We start from the raw sequence: 19,663 nt of genomic DNA, 5'->3' as shown, positions 1-19,663 counted from the left end.
CGGTTTTCATTCGTGACAAAGACACTTCCCAAAGTCTCTATTCTGGTGGTCAGCTACAATACCCGCGAGATGACGCTGGATTGCCTGCGCTCCCTCAAGGGGCAAACCACCGTGTCGCATGAGGTCATCGTGGTCGACAATGTGTCCTCCGATGGCTCTCCCGAGGCGATTGCTGCCGAGTTTCCCGAGATGCGCTTGATGGCCGAACAGAAAAACCATGGCTTTGCCAAGGGCAACAATATCGCCGCAGAGCATGCACGTGGGGACTATATCCTGCTGCTAAACCCCGACACGGTGGTACTGGAGAGGGCCATTGACCGTCTTGTCGATTTCGCCAACAGCCGGCCCGAGGCGCGTATTTGGGGCGGGCGCACCCTGTTCGGAGATCACAGCTTGAACCCGGGCTCCTGCTGGGGGCGCATGGGGCTCTGGGCTATCTTTTGCCGCAGCACGGGGTTGACCGGGATCTTTGCAAACAGCGAGCGGTTCAATCCCGAGACCTATGGCGGCTGGGACCGCAGCTCCGAGCGCCAGGTCGATATTGTGTCCGGCTGTTTCTTCCTGATCCGGCGGGCTGACTGGGAGGCGCTTGGCGGGTTCGATGAAACCTTCTTCATGTATGGCGAAGAAGCCGACCTGTGCCTGCGCGCAATCCGTGACCTGAGGGCGGCCCCCCGCGTGACGCCCGATGCCGAGATCATCCATTTTGGGGGGGCTTCGGAGAAGGTTCGCGCGGACAAGATGGTACGCTTGCTGGCCGCCAAAGCCACTCTGCTGGAGCGTCACGTTCCAGCTTGGCAGCGCCCTGTTGCACGTTTCCTGTACCGGCTCTGGCCCTGGTCACGTCAGATCGCCTACAGGGTTTTGCGCCGAAATAGTGACGACTTTTCCGTCTGGCGCGAAGTCTGGGATCGCCGCGCAGAATGGCAGGGTGGATTCATTCCGCGCTAAGCTGACGGGCTCCCTGTGGAAGCCAGCGTCAGTTCAGAACTGATGCGGTTCGGCTTTATTCAAAAAGCTTGCGTGTTGGCACCACAATCACATCTCCACGGGCCAGAGCCGTGTTGCCGGAGATGCTGCCTGCGCCACCGTTTGTGTCATAATTGTAGACATAAATCCGGTCACCACGGCGCAGCTGAATGCGTTTACCGGCAGCAAAGCGGGTCAACCCACCGGCCTCGGCAATCGCCTGAAGAATAGTGGTGCCGCGACGGGCGCTGATATGGCCGGGGTTGGCAATCTCACCGGTGAGATAGATGCTCGTGCCCACGGGGGCGGCCACGGTGCGAACCACGACTTCGCTGACGGCCACATGGACATTCGGGCTCGAGGCGAAGTTTGAAGACAGCCCGTTGGACAGGGCGGCAGCAACCTGGCCCGTGGTCTGGCCCGCAACCTTGAGCCCGCCGGCCAGCGGGAAGCTGATCGAGCCGTCCGGCAGCACCAAGGCGGTGCGGTTCAGGCTTGAATCTTCAAGAACTTCGATCGTCAGCGTGTCGCCGCTACGGATCTGGTAGCCGCTCTGAGCCTGAGCGTGCGTGGTGAAGAAGGTGACCGCAAGCGCGGCGGCAATGAATGTGAAAACGGTTTTGAACATCGTTATTTCCCCTAGGCTAGCCAATGGCTTGAACCAAGAATACCCCGGCAGGAGAGTTAAGTGAAACTGCAATTGACGAAACAGAACGTTCAGCAGTGGATTAGCCGTGGATTCCTGGGTTCATTTGTCGATTTTCTCTTGTGTGCCAGCCCCGGACCCTTCGGACAGGCGGGTGATTTCGGCATTTACCATGTCGAGAATCGCTTCGGCGTTCTTCATCGTGGCCACCTTGCGGAACTGTTCCAGCGCCTTGGCGTTACGACCAAGGGCGGCATAGGTGGCAGCAAGGTGATACTGGACCACCGGATCATCCGGCAGGCCGCGGGCCGCGGGTTCGAGATGGGCCAGCGCGTCCTCGTAATCACCGCGGCGGTGGACAACCCAGCCATAGGTGTCCTGAAAGGCCGGTATGTTCTGGCCGCGCAGGCGCCGGGCAACCTCCCAGGCGTGGGAAAGGCTGTCGGAGTCGTCGCGATGGGTGGCCAGAAGGCTGGCCAGGTTGTTGGCAATGATCGGGTTGTCGCTGTCGCGCGCATAGAGCGCCTCGTAGACCGCGATCGCCCCGTTGATATCGCCGCCCTGTTCCAGTTCGATCGCAAGGGCCCATTGCAGCCGGGGGCTGTCGGGCAGGGCGACCAGGCCTTCGTCGACCACCTGCCTGGCGGCGTCACTGTCACCGCGCGCCAGTTGAAGTCGGTAGAGCGCGATCCAGACCGGCTCTTCTTTCGGGGCGTCCTTCAGCAGGGTGCGATATGCCGCCTCGGCTTCGCCGTGGCGCGCGGAAACGGCCAGAACGGTTCCACGCAGAAGACGCAGGGTCATGTCGCCGGGTGTCTGTTGCAGGGCCTGGTCAACATGGTTCAGGGCCGCCTTCAAATCCCCGCGATTCACGTGGGTGCGGATGATCCCGATATCCGGGCCGCCAGCGCCAACTTGGTTGGCCAGATCACCTAGAAATCTCAGGAGTTCATCTTCCTGCCCCTGCGCGGCCAATGTGCGGGCGGTGAGCTCATTGGCCAGCGGCAGGCCACCCTCGAGCTGGACCAGGCGGTCGATCACGCCTTGGGTGCGGCTCCAGTCCTGCATCTGGATGTAAAGCGTGCCGAGTGCGCCAAGCAGGCGTTGATTTTCATTCTGAATTCGCAGCGCCGCCAGGAGCACGTCTTCGGCCGGGATCAGCTTTTCATACCTTTGCAGATAGGCGGCATAGCTGAGGGACTCGGCAGGTGCACTGCCCGACGCTTCGACCGCCAGCGCCAGCATTTCCGCCATCAGGTCCCGGTTGCCGTCGCGCTCATGAGCCTGTGCCAGCAGGGTCATCGCCTGGGCATCGCGCGGGCTTTCCCCGAGAGCCGCACGCAGAAGGATGATCGCATCTCCGGTCTGGTCGCGCTTGATCAGGTCCCGGGCCTTGAGCTTCATGGCGTCCACATGTGACGCGTCGGCCTCGAGCACCTCTTCCAACAGGGCCCGCGCCCCCACCGCATTGCCCGTGTCCACCAGCATTCTGGCCAGTGTTACCTTGGCATCATTGACCTCGGGCGAGGGGGGCAGACCCTCAAGTGCGCTTTCCAGGCGGGCAATGGCCTTGTCTGTCTTCCCGGTTTCAAAATCCAATGCCGCCCGCAGCGCCCGAAAGGTCAGCGCGTGACGTGTGTCGGTGGCCAGGATGCTGTCCAGTTCCGCCTTTGCCGCTTCGGAGCCGCGCGTTGTGGCCAGGAACTGTATCAGCGCGACCTGGCTGTCCGGCGTGTCACTCTCCGGGGTGACGCGGGCGCGCAGAAAGGCTTCGGCCGCATCTATGTTTCCCTGATCCAGATACCAACCCAGCAAAATGTTCTGAATATTCTGTTCACCGGGGAAGCGCGTCAGCATGCGCTGAAGCTGGGCTTCGATTGCCGGGTTGTCGCCCCGTTCCTGCAGCACCTTGAGGCGCAGCATGTAGAACTTCATGTTTTCCGGAAAGGCCGTGAGGGCGGTGTCCAGTGCGGCTTGTGCCTCTGTCCAGTGCTGGTCCAGGATCAACTGGTTGATCACGACCTGATGGGCTGCCAGCAGGTTCGGCTGTTTGCTTAAAAGCTCCCGGGCGGTGTCAAATGCGTTCTGGAGGGTGTGGCTGTCTTCGTCATGCAGCGCTTGGCGAACGGCGATCAGGGTCAATGTCGCCTGGATCAATGGATCTTCCGGGGCGAGTTTGGCGGCGGCATTTCCGTGGCGCTCGATCTCCTCCCAGTTCCCGGTCTCAACGGCCAGTCTCACAAGGGCTTTGCGGCCTTCCAGATCATCGGGATATTGCTCAACCAGACGCAGATATTGGCCATAAGCTTCGGACACATCGCCCCGCTCATCCTGCATTCTCGCATAGGTCAGCCGGGCCTCGCGGTGATGACCGTTCAGCTTGAAGACATTTCTAAATTCGATGGTTGCGCGGGCGAAATCACCTACTTCGATATATTCGAGTGCTGTCTGGAAATGCTCTTCGGCACGTTCTTCAGCGCTGTCGCAGGCGGTGAGAGCGAACAGCCCACATCCAAGGAAAAAACCCAGAAGGCACCTATTAAGCACGTGTGTTCTGCTCCAGAAATACAACTCCATCCCCCATGATGGGCGGAAGGTGGAGCTCCAAGTTAGTGTCCGGTGGCGCGTAGAACAACGTTGACAGTGCGTGCCAGGATTTTCAGATCGGTCGCCAGAGACAGGCTGTAGTAATACTCGGTATCGAACTTGGCCCGCCCGGCAAAAGTCGTTTCATTGCGGTCGGAGACCTGCCAGGAGCCGGTGACGCCCGGTCGCAGCGCATAATAGGCCGTTCCTGGATAGAGCGATTCTTGATTTTCCATCATCGGGCGAGGCCCGACCAAGGACATATCGCCCGTGAGCACGTTCCAAAGCTGCGGCAGTTCATCCAGCGAACTCTTGCGCAGGAACTTTCCGGTTGAAGTGATGCGTGGGTCGTTCTTGAGTTTCTGGGTGCTGTCCCACTCTTCGCGGGTTTGCGGGCTGGCCGCGAGGTGGCTTTCCAGGCGTTCCTCGGCATTGGGCACCATGGTTCGAATTTTCCACATTCCGAAAACCCGGCCGTTCTTTCCAACCCTGGCCTGACGATAGAAGGGTGTGGCACCATCTCGTGCAGTAAGCAGCGCCATAAAGCCAATAAGAGGTAGAGCGACGGGCGCGGACAAGAGGACAAACACAACGTCAAGAATACGCTTATAGCAGTCTCGATATGTACGACGTGAATCGCCAGAGGATCGCAATTCCGATACCTTTTCTGGCTTGGTTCCAGTTGCCGAAAAATCTTTAAAATATGTAGTCATTTCCACCCAACCTTAATCATACAAAGGCGCACCACATCCAAATCACTCAATACTTAAAAGATCACATACCGAGCAGACGCAGCAGCTATCAAAAAAACCCCTTCAGGCTTTCTTTGTTTCTCCCCTCACCACAAAAAATAGCCTAACACATCTTCGCCACAAAATTAACATATTTACACCGAGAGGAGACTGGCTTTGATCTAATGGATTGAAAAGTATGGACTTTCAAATGGGATACAAATTGTTTCCGTGTCTTTTTGTTTTGAATACTGAAACAATACGCAGTTCAGGGGGGAGTTTGACCCGAAACATGTATAGATTTCCCCAAAATCCAAGAGGGGCGCATGTGTTCCCACACTGAAAATTCCATAAAGATTGCCCCAATCGCGCCAGCTTCAGCGCCTGAGTCAGTCGCAACGCCGCCCCATTCAGATGCTATCCGGGTTTGGCGGATATGGCCGGGAAGGAATAGGGTGTAGTGTCGGTCTGTGAAGCCGGTTCCCTGTACGAGGGCATCGAAATTTAGGAGGTCTGACAGAGATATGACTGCCAACGAACTCTATACAGAGCATTTCGGGCTGACCGAACGCCCCTTCACCCTGGTGCCGGATCCGAGTTTCCTGTTCTGGTCCAAGCAGCACAAGCGTGCCTTTGCTGTGCTGGAGTTCGGTATCATGTCGCGCGCGCCGATCACGCTCATCACCGGTGAGATCGGGTCGGGCAAAACCACGTTGGTGCAGAACCTGCTGGGTCAGATGGACGGTTCGGTCCGGGTCGGGCTTCTTTCGAACGTGCAAGGCGATCGGGGCGAGCTTCTGCAATGGGTGCTGAATGCCCTGTCGGTTCCATTCAATCCAGGCGAGACCTATGTGACCCTGTTTCAGCGCTTCCAGGAGTATGTCGTTGGGGAATACGCCGAGGGGCGACGGGTTGTCCTGATCATTGACGAGGCGCAGAACCTGTCCGGCGAGGGGCTGGAGGAAATGCGTCTGCTGACCAATATCAACGCCAACAAGGATGAACTGATCCAGCTCATCCTGGTTGGCCAACCCGAACTGAAAGAGATCGTGCTGCACCCAAGCATGCGCCAGTTGGCCCAGCGGGTCGCGGCCAGTTTCCACTTGCAGGGCATGGATGAGCGCACCACGCGCGCCTATATCCGCCACCGACTTCAGCTTGCCGGCGGAACGGGACGGGAAATTTCGCCACGGGCGGCCGGCGATATTTTTCGCGCCACCCGTGGCATCCCGCGCCTGATCAACCAGCTGTGTGAACTGGCGCTGCTCTATGCCTGGAGCTCGGATCGTGTCCAGGTCTCGGTCACGACGGTGCGCAACGTGCTGGAGGACGGTGTGTTTTTCGCCAGCAATGCGCTCCCGGTGCCGCCGGTGGACGACGAAGCGAGCGAAGACACAGTTCCCGCACCAGCCGGAACGACTGTTCCGTGGCGAAGGAAGAAGACTGGGTGACTTGTTCGGATAACAGCCATAGGAAGGTCGTAAGGCACGACAGAGGTCCTGGATTTCAGGATATTGAGTGAGGATAGAGTAGCAATGAGATCGTCGGATTTCAGATTTTATTTTTCCATATTCCTGCGGCGACTTCCGTATTTCCTGATTGTGTCCACCGTGATTGGGGCGACGTCGGTGATTGTCGCGATGACCTTGCCGCCCGCCTATGTTTCGCAGATGACGCTGATCGTGGAATCGCCACAGATTCCCGATGAGCTGGCGGCCTCGACGGCACGTACACCAGCGCAGGAGCAATTGCAGATCGTTGAGCAGCGGCTGATGACCCGGGTCAATCTTCTGGATATCGCCAACCGGCTGGATGTATTCGAAACTCAGGATGAGGTGTCTCCAGATCGGGTGCTGCAAGCGATGCGATCTCGTACCACCGTGCGCAGCTCCTCTCGGCGTGGAGAGGCGGCGCTGATGATCATCAGCTTCGAGGCCTCGACCGGGGACAAGGCGGCTGGCGTGCTGAATGAATACCTGACCCTGATTCAGCAGGAAGACGTGGAATCGCGGACCGGGCGGGCAACCCAGACGCTGGAATTCTTTGAGCAGGAAGTGGCCCGCCTGAACGAGGAGCTGGCCGAGCGCAGCGCCCGGATCTTGGCCTTCAAAACCGAACATGTGGATGCGTTGCCGGAAAGCCTGGATTACCGCATGGGGCAACAGACCTTGCTGCAGGAACGCCTGGCCCAGTTTGACCGGGAACTGGCCAGTCTGGAAGACCAGCGTGCCCGGCTGGTGCAGATTTTTGAGGCAACCGGCCAAGTCGGAGCCCAAGGTGGCCCGGCCCTGACACCGGAGCAGCAGCAACTCGAAGATTTGCGTGCCCAACTCAACGATGCGCTGGCGATCTACTCCGAAACCAACCCGAGGGTGCAGATGCTCAGGGCACGGATTTCCCAGATTGAAGAGGTCGTGAATGCACAGCCCACACCGGAAGGCGACCAGAGTTCAACGGGGAATTCCCTGTTGGATGTGCAACTGTCCGAGATTGCAGCTCGGGTGAAGGCTCTGGAAGAGCAGAAGGTTACCACGGTCGCTCAGCTGGAGGCGCTGACTGAAACGATCGAACGGACCCCTACAAATGCCATCCGGCTGGATGAACTGGGGCTTGATTACGAGAATATCCAGCTTCAGTACAACACGGCCGTGGACCGCCTGTCGCAAGCCAGCACCGGTGAGCGGATCGAGGTAATGGCGCGCGGGCAGCGGATTTCAGTGATCGACCCCCCTGCCGCGCCCAGCCGACCGAGCAAACCCAACCGGGCGCTGATCGCTGGCGGTGGCAGTTTTCTGGGCATTATGGCGGGTCTCGGCCTGGTCGTGTTGCTGGAACTGCTGAACCGGTCGATCCGCCGTCCCGAAGACCTTGTTGCAAAATTGGGGGTCACACCTCTGGCCACGATTCCCTATATTCCGACCAGTGGGGAAGCAATCCGGTACCGGACATACAGGTTGTTTCGTATTTTGCTCATTTTGTTTGGCATCCCTGCAGCTGTCTATGTGGTGCATGTCTATTATCAACCGCTTGACCTGATTGCCGAGCGGATCATGGGCAAGTTCGGGCTGCGGTAATGGGCTTCCCCGGCCGGGTCTTTTCAGAGAAGGACTGATTGGTATGGAAAAACTTCAGGCGGCGATTGAAAAGGCGCGGGCGCAGAGGCAAAGCACAACGCCAGTGCAACGTACAACTGTGTCCCGCAAGTCTCTGCCAGAGGCCAGCGAGAGTCTCTGGAGCGACCTTCCCCCTATCGAAATTACGCCACAGCTGGTGAAGAAGAGCAGGCTTGTCTCATATGGAGGCGGGATGGATGCTGGCCCCTATGACATGTTGCGCACACGAATTTTGCAGCAGGCCAATGACAATGGCTGGAAACGGGTCGCCCTGGTCTCACCGCACAGTGCCTGCGGCAAGTCGACCACTGCCGCCAATCTGGTGTTCAGTTTCAGTCGGCAATCAGATCTTCGCACCATGATCCTGGATCTTGATCTGCGCCGTCAGGGCCTTGCCAAAATTCTGGGGCAGAGGGTCAAACATACGATGGGGGACGTCCTGCGTGGGCAGATTCCCTTTGCCAATCATGGATGCCGGTACGGGGATAACGTGGCCCTGGGTATGAACAGCAGCCCGGTCGAGCACGCCTCCGAAATTCTTCAAAGCCATCTGGCCCGCGAGGTGCTGGACCAGATCGAGGCCGATTACAGCCCGGATATCATGCTGTTCGACATGCCCCCCCTGATGGGGGCGGATGACAATTTTGGGTTCCTCAAGAATGTTGATTGTGCGCTTCTGGTTGCCGAGGCGGAGCGGACAACCACAGACCAAGTCGATATTGCCGAGCGCCAGCTTGCGGAACTGACCAATGTCATGGGGATCGTGCTAAACAAAAGTCATTATACGGATGGGGCCTATGGTTATGGATACGGCTACGGATACTCCTGATGCGGTGGTCATCATTCCCCATTACAATGATACCGAGCGGTTGGAGCGCTGCCTGTCGGCCCTGATGAAAAACGACCGCGCCGGGGTTGATATCCTGGTGGTGGACAACAACTCGACCCAGCCGCTGGAGGCGGTGCAGGAGAAATTTCCCAATATCCGCTTCGTGGTCGAGACCGAGAAAGGGGCCGCCGCCGCGCGCAACCGTGGTGTGCGTGAAACCACTGCACCACTTCTTTTCTTCATCGATGCCGATTGCGTGGCCGCGCCGGACTGGCTGGAGACCGCACGCAAGGTGGCCCCTATGGCCGACCTGATCGGCGGGCGGGTGGATGTATTTGACGAAACCCCACCGCCGCGCAGTGGAGCGGAGGGGTTCGAGGCGGTGTTTGCCTTCAATTTTCAGAACTACATCGAGGTGCAGGGATTTACCGGTGCCGGGAATCTGGTGACGCGGCGAGACGTGTTTGAGGATGTCGGGGACTTCCGCGGCGGGGTGTCCGAGGATCTGGACTGGAGTACGCGTGCAGTCGCCATGGGATATGAATTGATCTACCGATCCGACCTGATCGTTTCTCACCCGTCCCGGTCCGACTGGGTTGCTCTACGGCATAAATGGCGCCGTATGACACAGGAACTCTACGCAACCAATGGGATGTCTGGTTGGGCTCGGTTGCGGTGGGCCTTACGTGCATTTGCCATGCCTGTCAGTGCAGTCGTGCATCTGCCCAGAGTGTTGCGGAGTTCCAAACTAAACGGGAGTGGGGAGAGATTGCGCGCCATTGTCACGCTCTTTCGTTTGCGTCTCCAGAGGATGATCTGGATGATCCGGCAGGTTATCGGGCTTTCAATCTGACTTTGCTCTATACGTAATATGACAGGCCAGCGTATGGTTTCTCCGTTCGGGGGTTTTCCACTTTGCAAATTGATTGATCCCTTTTTGCCCGGATTTTGTCTTTATATTGCGGTATTTGAGGTCCAGTTTTGCTGTGTGAAACATGGCGCTCCATTTTTCGACTAAAGGTAAACATATGATTCATCCGGTTATTCTTTGCGGCGGATCGGGAACCCGTCTCTGGCCGAGTTCCCGCAGGGCATATCCCAAACAGTTCGCGGCCTTCATGGGCGAACACAGCTTGTTTCAGCAGACTCTGCTGCGCCTGTCGGGGCCGGAGTTCAATGCTCCGGTTCTGCTGACCAATGCCGATTTCCGGTTTCTGGTCGAGGAGCAGGCGGTGGCATTGGGGCTGAGTGATGGCCGCATCATCCTGGAACCGGCCGTGCGCAACACGGCCCCGGCGGTGCTGATCGCAGCACTGAGCCTTGAGGATAAACCGGATGACCTGATGCTGGTGGCACCGTCCGATCACATATTCCAGGATGCGGAGGCGTTTCTGGCTGCTGTCCGGACCGGCGCGGTGGCGGCGCATACGGGCGCCTTGGTCACCTTCGGGGTCACCCCGACCCGCCCGGAAACGGGATTCGGTTATCTGGAACTGGACGGACCAGTGGTGGCCGGGCAGGGGACTGCCCTGTTGCGGTTCCTGGAAAAACCCGACGTGACGATGGCGGCCGAGCTTTTGGCCGCGGACAACGTTCTGTGGAACACCGGGATGTTCCTGTTCCGGGTGCGTGACATCCTTGCCGCTTTCGAAGCGCACGCCCCACATATGCTGGAAGCCTGCCGGACGGCGCTGGCCCGGGGGAGTGAAGACCTGGGCTTTTTCCGGCTTGATCCACCAGCCTACGAGGATCTTGAGGCGATCTCGGTGGATTATGCGATCATGGAGAAGGCGGATAATATCATCGCGGTTCCGCTGGATGCGCACTGGTCGGATCTGGGAAGCTGGGACGCGTTGCATGCCGCCTTGCCGATGGATGATGCCGGTGTGGCGGGCAGCGGCGCGGTCACGGCGGTCGATTGCGAGAACACCCTGTTGCGCAGCGAGGATGACAATATCCAACTGGTTGGGCTGGGTCTGAAGAACATTGCCGCCGTGGCAATGCGCGACGCGGTTCTGGTTGCCGATCTGGATCATGCTCAGGATGTGCGCAAGGTGGTCGCGACACTTAAGGCGGCTGGTGTGTCGCAGGCTGTGGACTATCCGCAGTTTCACCGTCCCTGGGGCTGGTACGAGACCCTGTGTCTGGGGGATCGGTTCCAGGTCAAACGCATCATGGTCAAGCCCGGCGGCATCCTGAGCCTGCAGAGCCATGTTCACCGGGCTGAGCACTGGGTGGTGGTGGCTGGGACCGCACGCGTCACGGTGGGCGACGAGGTGAAACTCCTGAGTGAAAATGAATCCGTCTATATCCCGCTGGGTGCGGTTCACCGGATGGAGAATCCGGGCAAGGTGCCGATGTATCTGATCGAGGTGCAGACAGGGATCTATCTGGGAGAGGATGACATCGTGCGTTACGAGGATGTCTATGACCGCAGCTGAAGGGTGGGCGCCTTGCGGGTCGGACGGGTGTTTTGAGAGTGAGAGGGCCGATGCATTGTGCAGGTCCTGAAGACAGGTAGATACGAATGAAAGTCGCTATTCTTGGATTGGGCTATGTGGGCTTTACTGCGGCATGTTGCATTGCCAGTGAAGGGCATGAGGTAATCGGTATCGATGTGAACCCCAACAAGGTTCGCGATATCATGTCGGGCCGGTCGCCTATCATCGAACCCCGTGTCGACGAGATGCTGCGCGACGGTGTTGCGGCTGGGCGGATCAAGGCGGATACTGCCCTCGGTTCGCATCTGGACGGGTGTGACTTGGCCATTGTCTGTGTCGGCACGCCTTCGGCAGCGGATGGGGCCCATAACATGGGGTTCATCGCTGATGTGACCCAGCAGATCGCCGCTGCCCTTTCCGCAGAGAGGGACCGCCCGCTGGTGGTTGCCTATCGTTCGACTTTTCGGCCCGGTACGGTCGAGGAACTGGTCCTACCTATCTTCCGGGCGGCCCTGGGTGAGGCGGTCGAAGATCGGGTCGAGGTCGTCTACAACCCGGAATTCTTGCGTGAAGGATCGGCGGTCGACGATTACTTCCAGCCTCCGAAGATCGTGATTGGCACAGGAGATGGCCAGCCCTGTGCGGTAATGAACATGCTGCATGCCAATATAGACGCACCGGTCTTCATCACCGGGTATCGTGAAGCCGAGATTACAAAGTTCGTCGACAACAGCTGGCACGCGGTCAAGGTGGCCTTTGCCAACGAGGTTGGACGGGCCTGTCTGGCGCTCGGGGTTTCGGCCCGGCAGGTGCACGAGGTGTTTGTCGCGGATACCAAGCTGAATATTTCGCCCTATTACATGCGTCCGGGTGGCGCTTTCGGGGGGTCTTGCCTGCCCAAGGATGTACGGGCGCTTCAGCATATCGCGGCCGATACCGGCACCAACCTGCCGCTGATCAACAGCCTGATCAGATCGAACGAGGCGCATAAACACCGGCTGTTCGAATACGCGGTCGGGGGGCTGGAGCCGGGTGCGCGTATCCTGTTGGCCGGGCTGGCCTTCAAGGTTGGCACCGATGATCTGCGCGAAAGTCCGAATGTGGACCTGGCCCGCAAGATGCTGGCCGCGGGGTTCAAACTGGACATCTACGATCCGGGGGTCGATGCCGCCAAACTCATCGGGGCCAACCTGGGCTATGCGTACAGCCAATTGCCGGCGCTGAAGCAGCTCCTGGTTGACAAAGCCCATGCCGAGGGCACGGCCTATGCCCGGGTGATTGCCACGAATGCCACTGCCGATACCCTGGAATTGTCCGGCACGGTAGAGGTGCGCAACCTGGGGCGCTTGCCATGACTTATGTGGCCGAAAGGATGGAACCGTCCAGAATGGATCTCGTACGCCGGGACCGCCCTCTGGCCGGGCGCCGGGTTCTGATCATCGTCGAAAACCTGCCGTTGCCCTTCGACCGGCGGGTCTGGCACGAATGCAGGACGCTGTATGCGGCCGGTGCCGAGGTGGCGGTGATCTGCCCGACCGGCAAGGGGTATGATGCGCGCTACGAGGAAATCGACGGGATCCATATCTACCGCCACAGCCTGCCGCTGGATGCCAGCGGGGCCGCCGGTTATCTGCTGGAATACGGGGCGGCGCTCTTTCATGAGATGCGGCTGGCGCTGAAAATCGCGCGCAGGCACGGGTTTGACACGATCCAGGCCTGCAATCCGCCGGACCTGATCTTTCTCGTGGCGTTGCCCTTCAAGCTGTTTGGTAAGCGGTTCATTTTCGATCACCACGACATCAACCCCGAGCTTTACGAGGCCAAGTTTGGCCGACGGGGTTTTTTCTGGCGCCTGATGGTCTTGTTCGAGAAATGGACCTTCCGCAGTGCCGATGTGGTGATCTCGACCAATGAAAGCTATCGCGCCATCGCGATGGATCGGGGCGGGGTGGCGCCGGAGAATGTGTTCGTGGTGCGGTCAGGGCCGGACCTGAACCGTCTGGATGTGACCGGGGCCGGCCCGCAATGGCATAACGGGCGGGCGCATATGGTCGGCTATGTCGGCGTGATGGGGGCCCAGGAGGGGATCGACCTTCTGCTGGAGGCGGCTCAGATCATCGTCCAGGATCGGGACCGTGACGTACAATTAGTGCTTGTCGGCGGCGGGCCGGCCCTGGACGGGCTGAAGACGCAGGCGGCCCGGATGGGGCTGCAGGATTACGTGACCTTTACCGGGCGCGCGCCGGATGCTGAACTGTTCGAGGTCTTGTCCTGCGCAGATGTCTGTGTGAACCCGGACCGGGTGAACCCGATGAACGACAAGTCCACGATGAACAAGATTCTGGAGTACATGGCCTTCTCCAAGCCAATCGTTCAGTTTGACGTGACCGAGGGCCGTTTCTCTGCCGGTGATGCCTCGCTCTATGCGGCGCCGAATGATCCCGCAGATATGGCCGACAAGATCTTGGAGTTGCTGGATGACCCTGCTCGTGCGGCGGAAATGGGAGCTTTCGGGCGAAACCGGGTCGAGTCGGAACTGAGCTGGGATCACCAGGTTGATACACTGATAGCGGCCTATACACGGGTGGTGGATAAGTCGCGGGCCTGACCTGTCCGGCCCTTTCACATCGGCACGAACCGCGGCAGCCTTGCCAGGCTTTCCTGTACAAACCCCAGAAGTCGTGCATCGGCTTGGGCTGCGGTTTCATCCGGGGCGATCGGGGTGGCATAGCGCACCAGGGCGCCGTCGGTGCGGCCCTTGGTGATGCTGTCGATCATCACGTGGATCTTGGCGGTGAAGTCGTTGGTTTCGCGCCGGCCACGCTGTTCGAACCAGTAATAGACCAGCATCTGGTCCAGGCCCTTCTGGATCACCGCGCGGTTCACGTCGAAGCTTCCGTAATCGGTCAGGCCGGTATCGAGCGGGTAGGGTTCAAGGCTGAAGATCTCCCAGCCGCCGACCGGCAGGCAGACCTCGGGGGAATGGATGCCGTCGCCCTCGGTCTGTTTACCATAGAAGGCAACGAACATGCTGATAGGGGTGCGCTGTCCGACCGCGGCATAGGTGGTGTTCAGGTAATCCGTGGCGCCCAGCACCCGTTCGACATCGGCATCAAGTTGGGAAGACGAGCCCGACCAGCTTCCGATCTGGCGTGGAAAGAGGGCGAAGGGGTCGCGTTCAACCTGATGGCGCTCTGCGGCCCCGGACTGGATCGCCCAGGCGACCGAGGTCACGCAGGTGAGGATGGCGGCGCTGGCCATGGCCGCCGAGGGCAGGATGGCGAAGATGCGTGTGGCGATTGGCACGAACCCCTTGGTGTCGAGATCGATCGCCTCGGACAGAGGCTTGGGCTCCGGTGTGGTGCGCTGAAGAAGGATGGCCACGACAAAGAGGATGGTAATGCAGGCCAGGAAGATCACCCAGCCTTCGAAGAAGTGCAGGAACCCTTCGGCCTGCTCGATCCCATAGCGGTCCACAAGAATGCCGATGATGCCGATCCGGACTGAATTCATGAAGACGGTCAGGGGGGCGGCCAGCACAAGCAGCACCAGCTTGTGCCAGAGTGGGCCGCGATAGAGGATCGCAAAGAGATATGAGAAGCTGAGGATCGGGAACAGGTATCTCAGCCCCGAGCAGGCCTCGGCGACCTGCAGCTTGTAGACGCCCAGGTCGATCACGTTGCCTTCGAGAAAGACCGAAACCCCGGCCAGTTGCACGAACCAGACCCCGAGGACCGAGGATATCCATTGCAGCAGGATCGAGAGTTTCCAGTAGAGGAAGTTCGGCAGCGGCAGCATGAAGACCAGGTGCACGACTGGCAGTTGGTGTCGGCGACCGCGCTTCCAGCCGAACACGGTCAGTACCACGCCGGCCACCCAGATGATCATCGCATAGGTGACGATGTCGGGGATGCGGGTGAGGTTGCCCAGAATGGCGATGACCAGCCCCAGCGCGATGACGGCCACCCCGGGCCAGCGGTCCCGGATGTCCGGGCGGGGCAGGGGCGCGTGGCGCAGCTCACGCAGAAACAAGTAGAGCGAGATCAGAGGAATGAGCGGCCCGTGGCTGTATTCCGCCGTGGTCCAGGCATCGGCAAGCGACACGAAACCAATCCAGAAGATCGGCACGGATCCCGCCACCAGCAGGGCAAGCCAGAACAGCCCTGCGGGGTTGAGGGTCAGATTCCCCTCCGGAGCGGTCTGCGTTTTTGCGAGATCAATTGCGCACAAGATCCATTCCTTTACGGTGACAGCCTGCAAATCTACACTGCGATGATTTCACGATATCCAAGGCGTCCGGCAAAAGCCATTCTTGACGATCGGGTTGTTGACCAGGCCGGGCTTATCGTAAACGATGCAGCGCGTATTGAGCTGGAGCCATATGCAGAGCCGTACCTACTTTTTGGCGGATATCTGGAGGTCATTTGGAAGACGAACCTGGCAGCCGGAAAATCATGACTGCTGCGGGCTTCGGGCCGCCGGTTGTACGAAGTCGTTTTGATTGGTACCGGCGGGAATTACCCAACTTTCTTCGCAAGAACAAAGGATTGCTGGCAAGGCGGGATGCCTGGAGCCTCATGGCGCGGTTGTTGGGTTCCAGGTTGCGATTCCGCTCTCAAGCTGCAGACACGCCCGTCCTGTTCGTGGCGACCCATCACAAGGTGATGACCACCTATTTCACGGCTGTCCTGCGATTGCTGGGGGCTGGCGTGAACCTGCCCTATCAGAAAGTCCATGTGGAACAGCCCGCACCCACATCACGACTTGTTTTGTCCATGCATGGAAAGCTGGATCTGCCCGCTTTGGGAGCCTATCGCGGGGTGCACGTGATGCGCGATCCGCGCGACATGATCGTGTCCGGGTACCACTATCACAAATGGACCCATGAGGCTTGGGTTCATCGGCCTGATGACAATGGCCAAACCTACCAGCAGAAGCTGAATGAGGCTGACAAGTACCACGGCCTGTTTTTGGAAATCGATCATTTCATCTTCTTCTACCGGGACACGTTGATGCACTGGAACATTGCGGATCCGGATGTTCTTGAAGTGGCCTATGGGGATTTGATGGGGCCTGACCGGGACCAGTTATATCACATGATTTTTGAACATTTGGGGTTTGAAGGGCGTCAGCTTGCCCTGGGCGTCGATCTGATGCGGTTGTTTGAAGCGAAAAACAGAACCGGTCGCCGAAAGGGCGAGGTTTCTGCAAAGAGTCACTTGCGCAGCGGGAAATCCGGACAGTGGCGGGACGAGTTGGAGGATGACCACCTTGCCTATATCGAACGAGAACTCGGACCGGTCCTGCGCAAGTTCGGCTACTAGCAGACGGTTGCTCAGGGCCGTCCCGAGAATTCACGACCTATCGACAAGAAGATCGCATGTGACTCAGCATCGCTGTCGCGCGTCCGGTAACGGTATCCGGCGTTCAGGCCCCAATCTGCGGTGAGTGCACGCTGATACACAGCGGTGAATTTCCCCCGTTCCCGGGATTCGGTCGGGTCGTCGATGACGGCATAGTTCAGATCGAAGTTCAGCCCGGAGACATTGTTGATTTCGTGAGAGTACCCAAGCGCCAGAGCGGTTGTGGTCGTGATCCCGTCATCATCGTCAAAACCTACTGAGCGGAGCAATTGTGCATTCAGTTTTCCGGTTGGCAGGTCATGGCGCCAGTCAAGCGATCCGATCAGATGGGAAGGGCCGCCCTCCGGCTTGCTCACCCCGATCGACGCGGCAAGCGCACCGCTCGGCAGGTCCAGTGCCCGGCCGATGCGGAAAGTATGAATCGTGCCGTCTTCAGTGATGTCACTGTGCAGATCTGCCGTGACCGTACCGTTGGGCCGCTCCAGTTCAGCGGTCAGCCTTCCGAACATGCCTTCGGTCCGGGTGGTGATGGCAAATTCCTCGGTATCAATGATTGCGTAGCCGAGGCTGGCTTCGAATTGCAGGATCGGAGAGACGTCGTAGTGAATCCCGACCTGGGTGGTCGTGGTTTCACGACGGGTGCCTTCGGTATCGTCGGCGTCATACAGGTGATAATTCAGCCCGAGAGACCCTTCTGCCACGGGCGAAAGGCGCAGGTGAATATCGGTGCCGAGTTTGGTGCGCTGACTGTCGAACAGGTCGGGGTTGGTCGTTCCCGAATAGGACCGGTCGAGGAAACGGGCGGTGAAGGTGGCCCCGAGCGGGGCGTCGCGACCCAGTTCCAACTGCGTGCTCAGGGAAAGGTTTTCACGGGTGCCCGTGCCATTCAGGTCTTCCAGGTCTTCGGGCAGTTCGATCTCACCGTCATCATTCAGAAAGTCCGAGAGAGGTTGCAGGTAGGCTATGTTGGCGCGATGATAACCCGCTTCGATTTCGAAACCGGAATTTGCGCCCTCCCGGGCATAGCCAAGGCCGAGTTTCTGGTCGTCAAACCGAAGTTCCGCATCCGGTGACAACTCCGCACGGACCAAGCCGGAGGCGGTGAAGCTGAAACGATCAAGCGGTGTTTCTCTGACGAGGCCGAAGGACAGTTGGGTCGAGGCGGAGATCTCTGTTTCGGAACCGCCCGCATCCAGACCAGGATTGCTGTCGGCTTCCAACCGCTGCTCCAGGCCGAATGTCATATCCAGCCCATCCGCCTGTGCCGGGATGGACAGAACGCAGCCCAAGATGATCGCGACGGGAGATGCGCCTCTCTGGATTTGTTTTCTGATATTCTCTGCCATGACTGCCTCTCAGTATGCCTGCAAGCCGCCCAGACTTCTCTGATCTCCGGCTTTCCCGCCCCCATCCGTCGTGAACGGGAAAGTTGCCAAGTTGTTTATCTATTTTTCCCCCGAGAGTCGCGCCAAAGATAACAACCCTCCAGCTTTGCGGATGTGGCGTATCGTACCTGCAACAACTTGTTGCAGGCTAAAATGAAAAGCTGGGTTCAATCTGGTTGGTTCGTAGGTCGGATGGAACACCAGACGCAAAAGCGTTTCTGGGTGAACAGGCTCATATCTTGCCTCCGATCTGAGTTGTTTGTAGAAGAGTCGCCTGTGCCGAAGTGGATAACTTGTCTGTTGTCGTACCAACCGAAATTTTATCCCTTAAAAATAGGGGTCTGATGTCTGCGAAAGTGCCGTTTTTGAAACTGCCTGACAGTCGGGATCCTATCGCTAGTATAGGTCTGCCTGTCTACAATGGATCCAATTATATTGGCCAGGCTATCGAGTCGATTCTGGAACAGGATTTCGGGGATTTCGAGCTGATTATCTCCGATAACGCCTCGACAGACGACACAGCCGCAATCTGCGAAAAGTACGCCGTTATGGACAGGCGTATCACCTATATGCGCCAGCCCGAGAATTTGGGTGCGGCCAGGAATTACAATGATGTCTTTCGCGCGGCTTCGGGAACCTACTTTAAGTGGGCGGCGCATGATGATCTTTTGGAGCCGCAGTTCTTGTCGCGCTGCATCGAGGGGTTCAATCGCCACGAGCCTCTCCCTGCGATCGTTTATCCACGATCCGAGTTCATCGATGCGGATGGAAAGGTGCTGCGTGCGGATCGCAGCCGGCACTCCATGCATACGGTATCACCCTTCCCTGCGGTTCGTGTGTTTCGTGCCATTCAGGCCATGAGTATGGTCACTGCTGTTTTCGGGCTGTTTCACAGAGAGACACTCGCACGCACGCGGCTCATCGACAGTTTCATTGCGTCCGATTATGTCCTGTTGCTGGAATGTGCGCTGCTAGGCCATATCGTGCATCTAGAGAGCGAACCGTTATTCCAGCGCCGCATTCACGAGAACATGTCGCGTCAGGCGAACCGGACAGATGAAGAGGTGCTGAAGTGGTTCGATCCCGCCGCGCGGGCAGGGGGGTCGTCGAAACGGCGTCTTTTTCAAGAATACATGAAGTCAATTTACCATATTGAGGGATTGAGCGTTCTTCAGAGGCAGTCTTGTGCCACGTCGCTTGTTGGCAGCATACTCACCCGCCGCGCACGGGTGGCAGCCGGTCGCTGGCGTCGTCAGGTCAGGGCCGTTGGGGGAAACGGTGAGGCGTAGATTCGACGCAGAACGTTTCCGTTCCCATGCAAAGATGCACGATGATGGCGTATGGGGGATACTGTTCTGGATGTGTGAACGATCAAAATTGGTGAATTCCCTATTTTCGTGAAAATTGGAACAAACTTTGGTCACATTTGACCTGCGATCTTCCTTGAAATCGTCCGCTGGAGTATAGTGCCCTAAGATATTTTAGGGCCCATCCTTGTGCATGTGGAGGTCACTTTGAGTGTATCCGACGATTTTTCTGGTGGCGTACTTGATCCGGTCTGGACGATAGAGGGTCCCGGGGGCATTTCCTCGGGTCTCGG

15 protein-coding genes are annotated in these 19,663 nt (G+C 58.5%); 10 read left to right on the top strand and 5 right to left on the bottom strand.

Going from position 1 to position 19,663, the window contains the following annotated elements:
* The first annotated feature begins 12 nt into the window (after nucleotides 1–12).
* Nucleotides 13–951 (top strand): glycosyltransferase family 2 protein, encoded by a 939-nt coding sequence (locus MN188_RS17335; RefSeq protein ID WP_242110591.1) that lies wholly within the window; start codon nucleotides 13–15, stop codon nucleotides 949–951.
* A 55-nt stretch (nucleotides 952–1,006) separates the two neighbouring features.
* Here the strand turns inward: MN188_RS17335 and MN188_RS17330 are convergent, their stop codons facing one another.
* The 3 genes from MN188_RS17330 to MN188_RS17320 form a co-directional block, all read right to left on the bottom strand.
* Complete coding sequence (locus tag MN188_RS17330) at nucleotides 1,007–1,597, bottom strand: polysaccharide biosynthesis/export family protein (RefSeq protein WP_242110590.1); 591 nt, start codon at nucleotides 1,595–1,597, stop codon at nucleotides 1,007–1,009.
* A 120-nt stretch (nucleotides 1,598–1,717) separates the two neighbouring features.
* The gene (locus MN188_RS17325; RefSeq protein WP_242110589.1) at nucleotides 1,718–4,162 is read right to left on the bottom strand and encodes a tetratricopeptide repeat protein; all 2,445 of its coding nucleotides are present in this window, start codon (nucleotides 4,160–4,162) and stop codon (nucleotides 1,718–1,720) included.
* A gap of 62 nt (nucleotides 4,163–4,224) precedes the next feature.
* A complete protein-coding gene (locus MN188_RS17320) occupies nucleotides 4,225–4,914 on the bottom strand; it encodes a sugar transferase (protein WP_242110588.1) in 690 nt (229 codons plus the stop codon).
* A gap of 542 nt (nucleotides 4,915–5,456) precedes the next feature.
* Between MN188_RS17320 and MN188_RS17315 the strand changes: the two genes are divergently transcribed.
* The 7 genes from MN188_RS17315 (at nucleotide 5,457) to MN188_RS17285 (ending at nucleotide 13,923) form a co-directional block, all read left to right on the top strand.
* On the top strand, nucleotides 5,457–6,383 hold the full coding sequence (locus tag MN188_RS17315) for an ExeA family protein (protein ID WP_242110587.1): 927 nt from the start codon (nucleotides 5,457–5,459) through the stop codon (nucleotides 6,381–6,383).
* Between the two features lie 219 nt (nucleotides 6,384–6,602).
* Complete coding sequence (locus MN188_RS17310) at nucleotides 6,603–8,006, top strand: lipopolysaccharide biosynthesis (protein WP_242110585.1); 1,404 nt, start codon at nucleotides 6,603–6,605, stop codon at nucleotides 8,004–8,006.
* Between the two features lie 43 nt (nucleotides 8,007–8,049).
* Nucleotides 8,050–8,874: a CpsD/CapB family tyrosine-protein kinase gene (locus MN188_RS17305; protein WP_242110584.1), complete on the top strand. Its 825-nt coding sequence runs from the start codon at nucleotides 8,050–8,052 to the stop codon at nucleotides 8,872–8,874.
* Nucleotides 8,843–9,727: a glycosyltransferase family 2 protein gene (locus MN188_RS17300; protein ID WP_242110583.1), complete on the top strand. Its 885-nt coding sequence runs from the start codon at nucleotides 8,843–8,845 to the stop codon at nucleotides 9,725–9,727. Before MN188_RS17305 ends, MN188_RS17300 begins: the two co-directional genes overlap by 32 nt.
* Before the next feature lie 175 nt (nucleotides 9,728–9,902).
* On the top strand, nucleotides 9,903–11,315 hold the full coding sequence (locus tag MN188_RS17295; RefSeq protein WP_242110582.1) for a mannose-1-phosphate guanylyltransferase/mannose-6-phosphate isomerase: 1,413 nt from the start codon (nucleotides 9,903–9,905) through the stop codon (nucleotides 11,313–11,315).
* Between the two features lie 86 nt (nucleotides 11,316–11,401).
* Nucleotides 11,402–12,670: a nucleotide sugar dehydrogenase gene (locus tag MN188_RS17290; protein ID WP_242110581.1), complete on the top strand. Its 1,269-nt coding sequence runs from the start codon at nucleotides 11,402–11,404 to the stop codon at nucleotides 12,668–12,670.
* 32 nt (nucleotides 12,671–12,702) lie between these two features.
* Nucleotides 12,703–13,923, top strand: a complete 1,221-nt coding sequence (locus MN188_RS17285; RefSeq protein WP_242110580.1) for a glycosyltransferase family 4 protein — start codon at nucleotides 12,703–12,705, stop codon at nucleotides 13,921–13,923.
* A gap of 14 nt (nucleotides 13,924–13,937) precedes the next feature.
* Here the strand turns inward: MN188_RS17285 and xrtD are convergent, their stop codons facing one another.
* Nucleotides 13,938–15,455, bottom strand: coding sequence for a VPLPA-CTERM-specific exosortase XrtD (gene xrtD, locus MN188_RS17280; RefSeq protein ID WP_242110579.1), 1,518 nt, complete (start codon nucleotides 15,453–15,455; stop codon nucleotides 13,938–13,940).
* Between the two features lie 284 nt (nucleotides 15,456–15,739).
* Here xrtD and MN188_RS17275 point away from each other — a divergent pair, with 284 nt between their 5' ends.
* Nucleotides 15,740–16,639, top strand: a complete 900-nt coding sequence (locus MN188_RS17275; RefSeq protein WP_242110577.1) for a sulfotransferase domain-containing protein — start codon at nucleotides 15,740–15,742, stop codon at nucleotides 16,637–16,639.
* Nucleotides 16,640–16,650: 11 nt separating this feature from the next.
* Here MN188_RS17275 and MN188_RS17270 read toward each other — a convergent pair whose 3' ends face one another.
* The gene (locus MN188_RS17270; protein WP_242110575.1) at nucleotides 16,651–18,024 is read right to left on the bottom strand and encodes a hypothetical protein; all 1,374 of its coding nucleotides are present in this window, start codon (nucleotides 18,022–18,024) and stop codon (nucleotides 16,651–16,653) included.
* Nucleotides 18,025–18,407: 383 nt separating this feature from the next.
* On the opposite strand from MN188_RS17270, the gene MN188_RS17265 reads away from it, so the two are divergent.
* Complete coding sequence (locus tag MN188_RS17265; RefSeq protein WP_242110574.1) at nucleotides 18,408–19,352, top strand: glycosyltransferase family 2 protein; 945 nt, start codon at nucleotides 18,408–18,410, stop codon at nucleotides 19,350–19,352.
* The last annotated feature ends 311 nt before the right edge of the window (nucleotides 19,353–19,663 follow it).

The sequence above is a fragment of the Aliiroseovarius subalbicans genome (genome assembly GCF_022678625.1).
GTDB lineage: Bacteria > Pseudomonadota > Alphaproteobacteria > Rhodobacterales > Rhodobacteraceae > Aliiroseovarius_A > Aliiroseovarius_A subalbicans.
The sequence above is the reverse complement of the archived record's forward strand: the minus strand, read 5'-3'. Positions and strand labels throughout refer to the sequence as shown.

Bases quoted from the DNA above. Each gene is read 5' to 3' on its own strand.
- MN188_RS17330 (WP_242110590.1), bottom strand. From the start codon at position 1,597: ATGTTCAAAACCGTTTTCACATTCATTGCCGCCGCGCTTGCGGTCACC.
- MN188_RS17320 (WP_242110588.1), bottom strand. From the start codon at position 4,914: ATGACTACATATTTTAAAGATTTTTCGGCAACTGGAACCAAGCCAGAA.
- MN188_RS17315 (WP_242110587.1), top strand. From the start codon at position 5,457: ATGACTGCCAACGAACTCTATACAGAGCATTTCGGGCTGACCGAACGC.
- MN188_RS17310 (WP_242110585.1), top strand. From the start codon at position 6,603: ATGACGCTGATCGTGGAATCGCCACAGATTCCCGATGAGCTGGCGGCC.
- MN188_RS17305 (WP_242110584.1), top strand. From the start codon at position 8,050: ATGGAAAAACTTCAGGCGGCGATTGAAAAGGCGCGGGCGCAGAGGCAA.
- MN188_RS17300 (WP_242110583.1), top strand. From the start codon at position 8,843: ATGGTTATGGATACGGCTACGGATACTCCTGATGCGGTGGTCATCATT.
- MN188_RS17295 (WP_242110582.1), top strand. From the start codon at position 9,903: ATGATTCATCCGGTTATTCTTTGCGGCGGATCGGGAACCCGTCTCTGG.
- MN188_RS17290 (WP_242110581.1), top strand. From the start codon at position 11,402: ATGAAAGTCGCTATTCTTGGATTGGGCTATGTGGGCTTTACTGCGGCA.
- MN188_RS17285 (WP_242110580.1), top strand. From the start codon at position 12,703: ATGGATCTCGTACGCCGGGACCGCCCTCTGGCCGGGCGCCGGGTTCTG.
- MN188_RS17270 (WP_242110575.1), bottom strand. From the start codon at position 18,024: ATGGCAGAGAATATCAGAAAACAAATCCAGAGAGGCGCATCTCCCGTC.
- MN188_RS17265 (WP_242110574.1), top strand. From the start codon at position 18,408: ATGTCTGCGAAAGTGCCGTTTTTGAAACTGCCTGACAGTCGGGATCCT.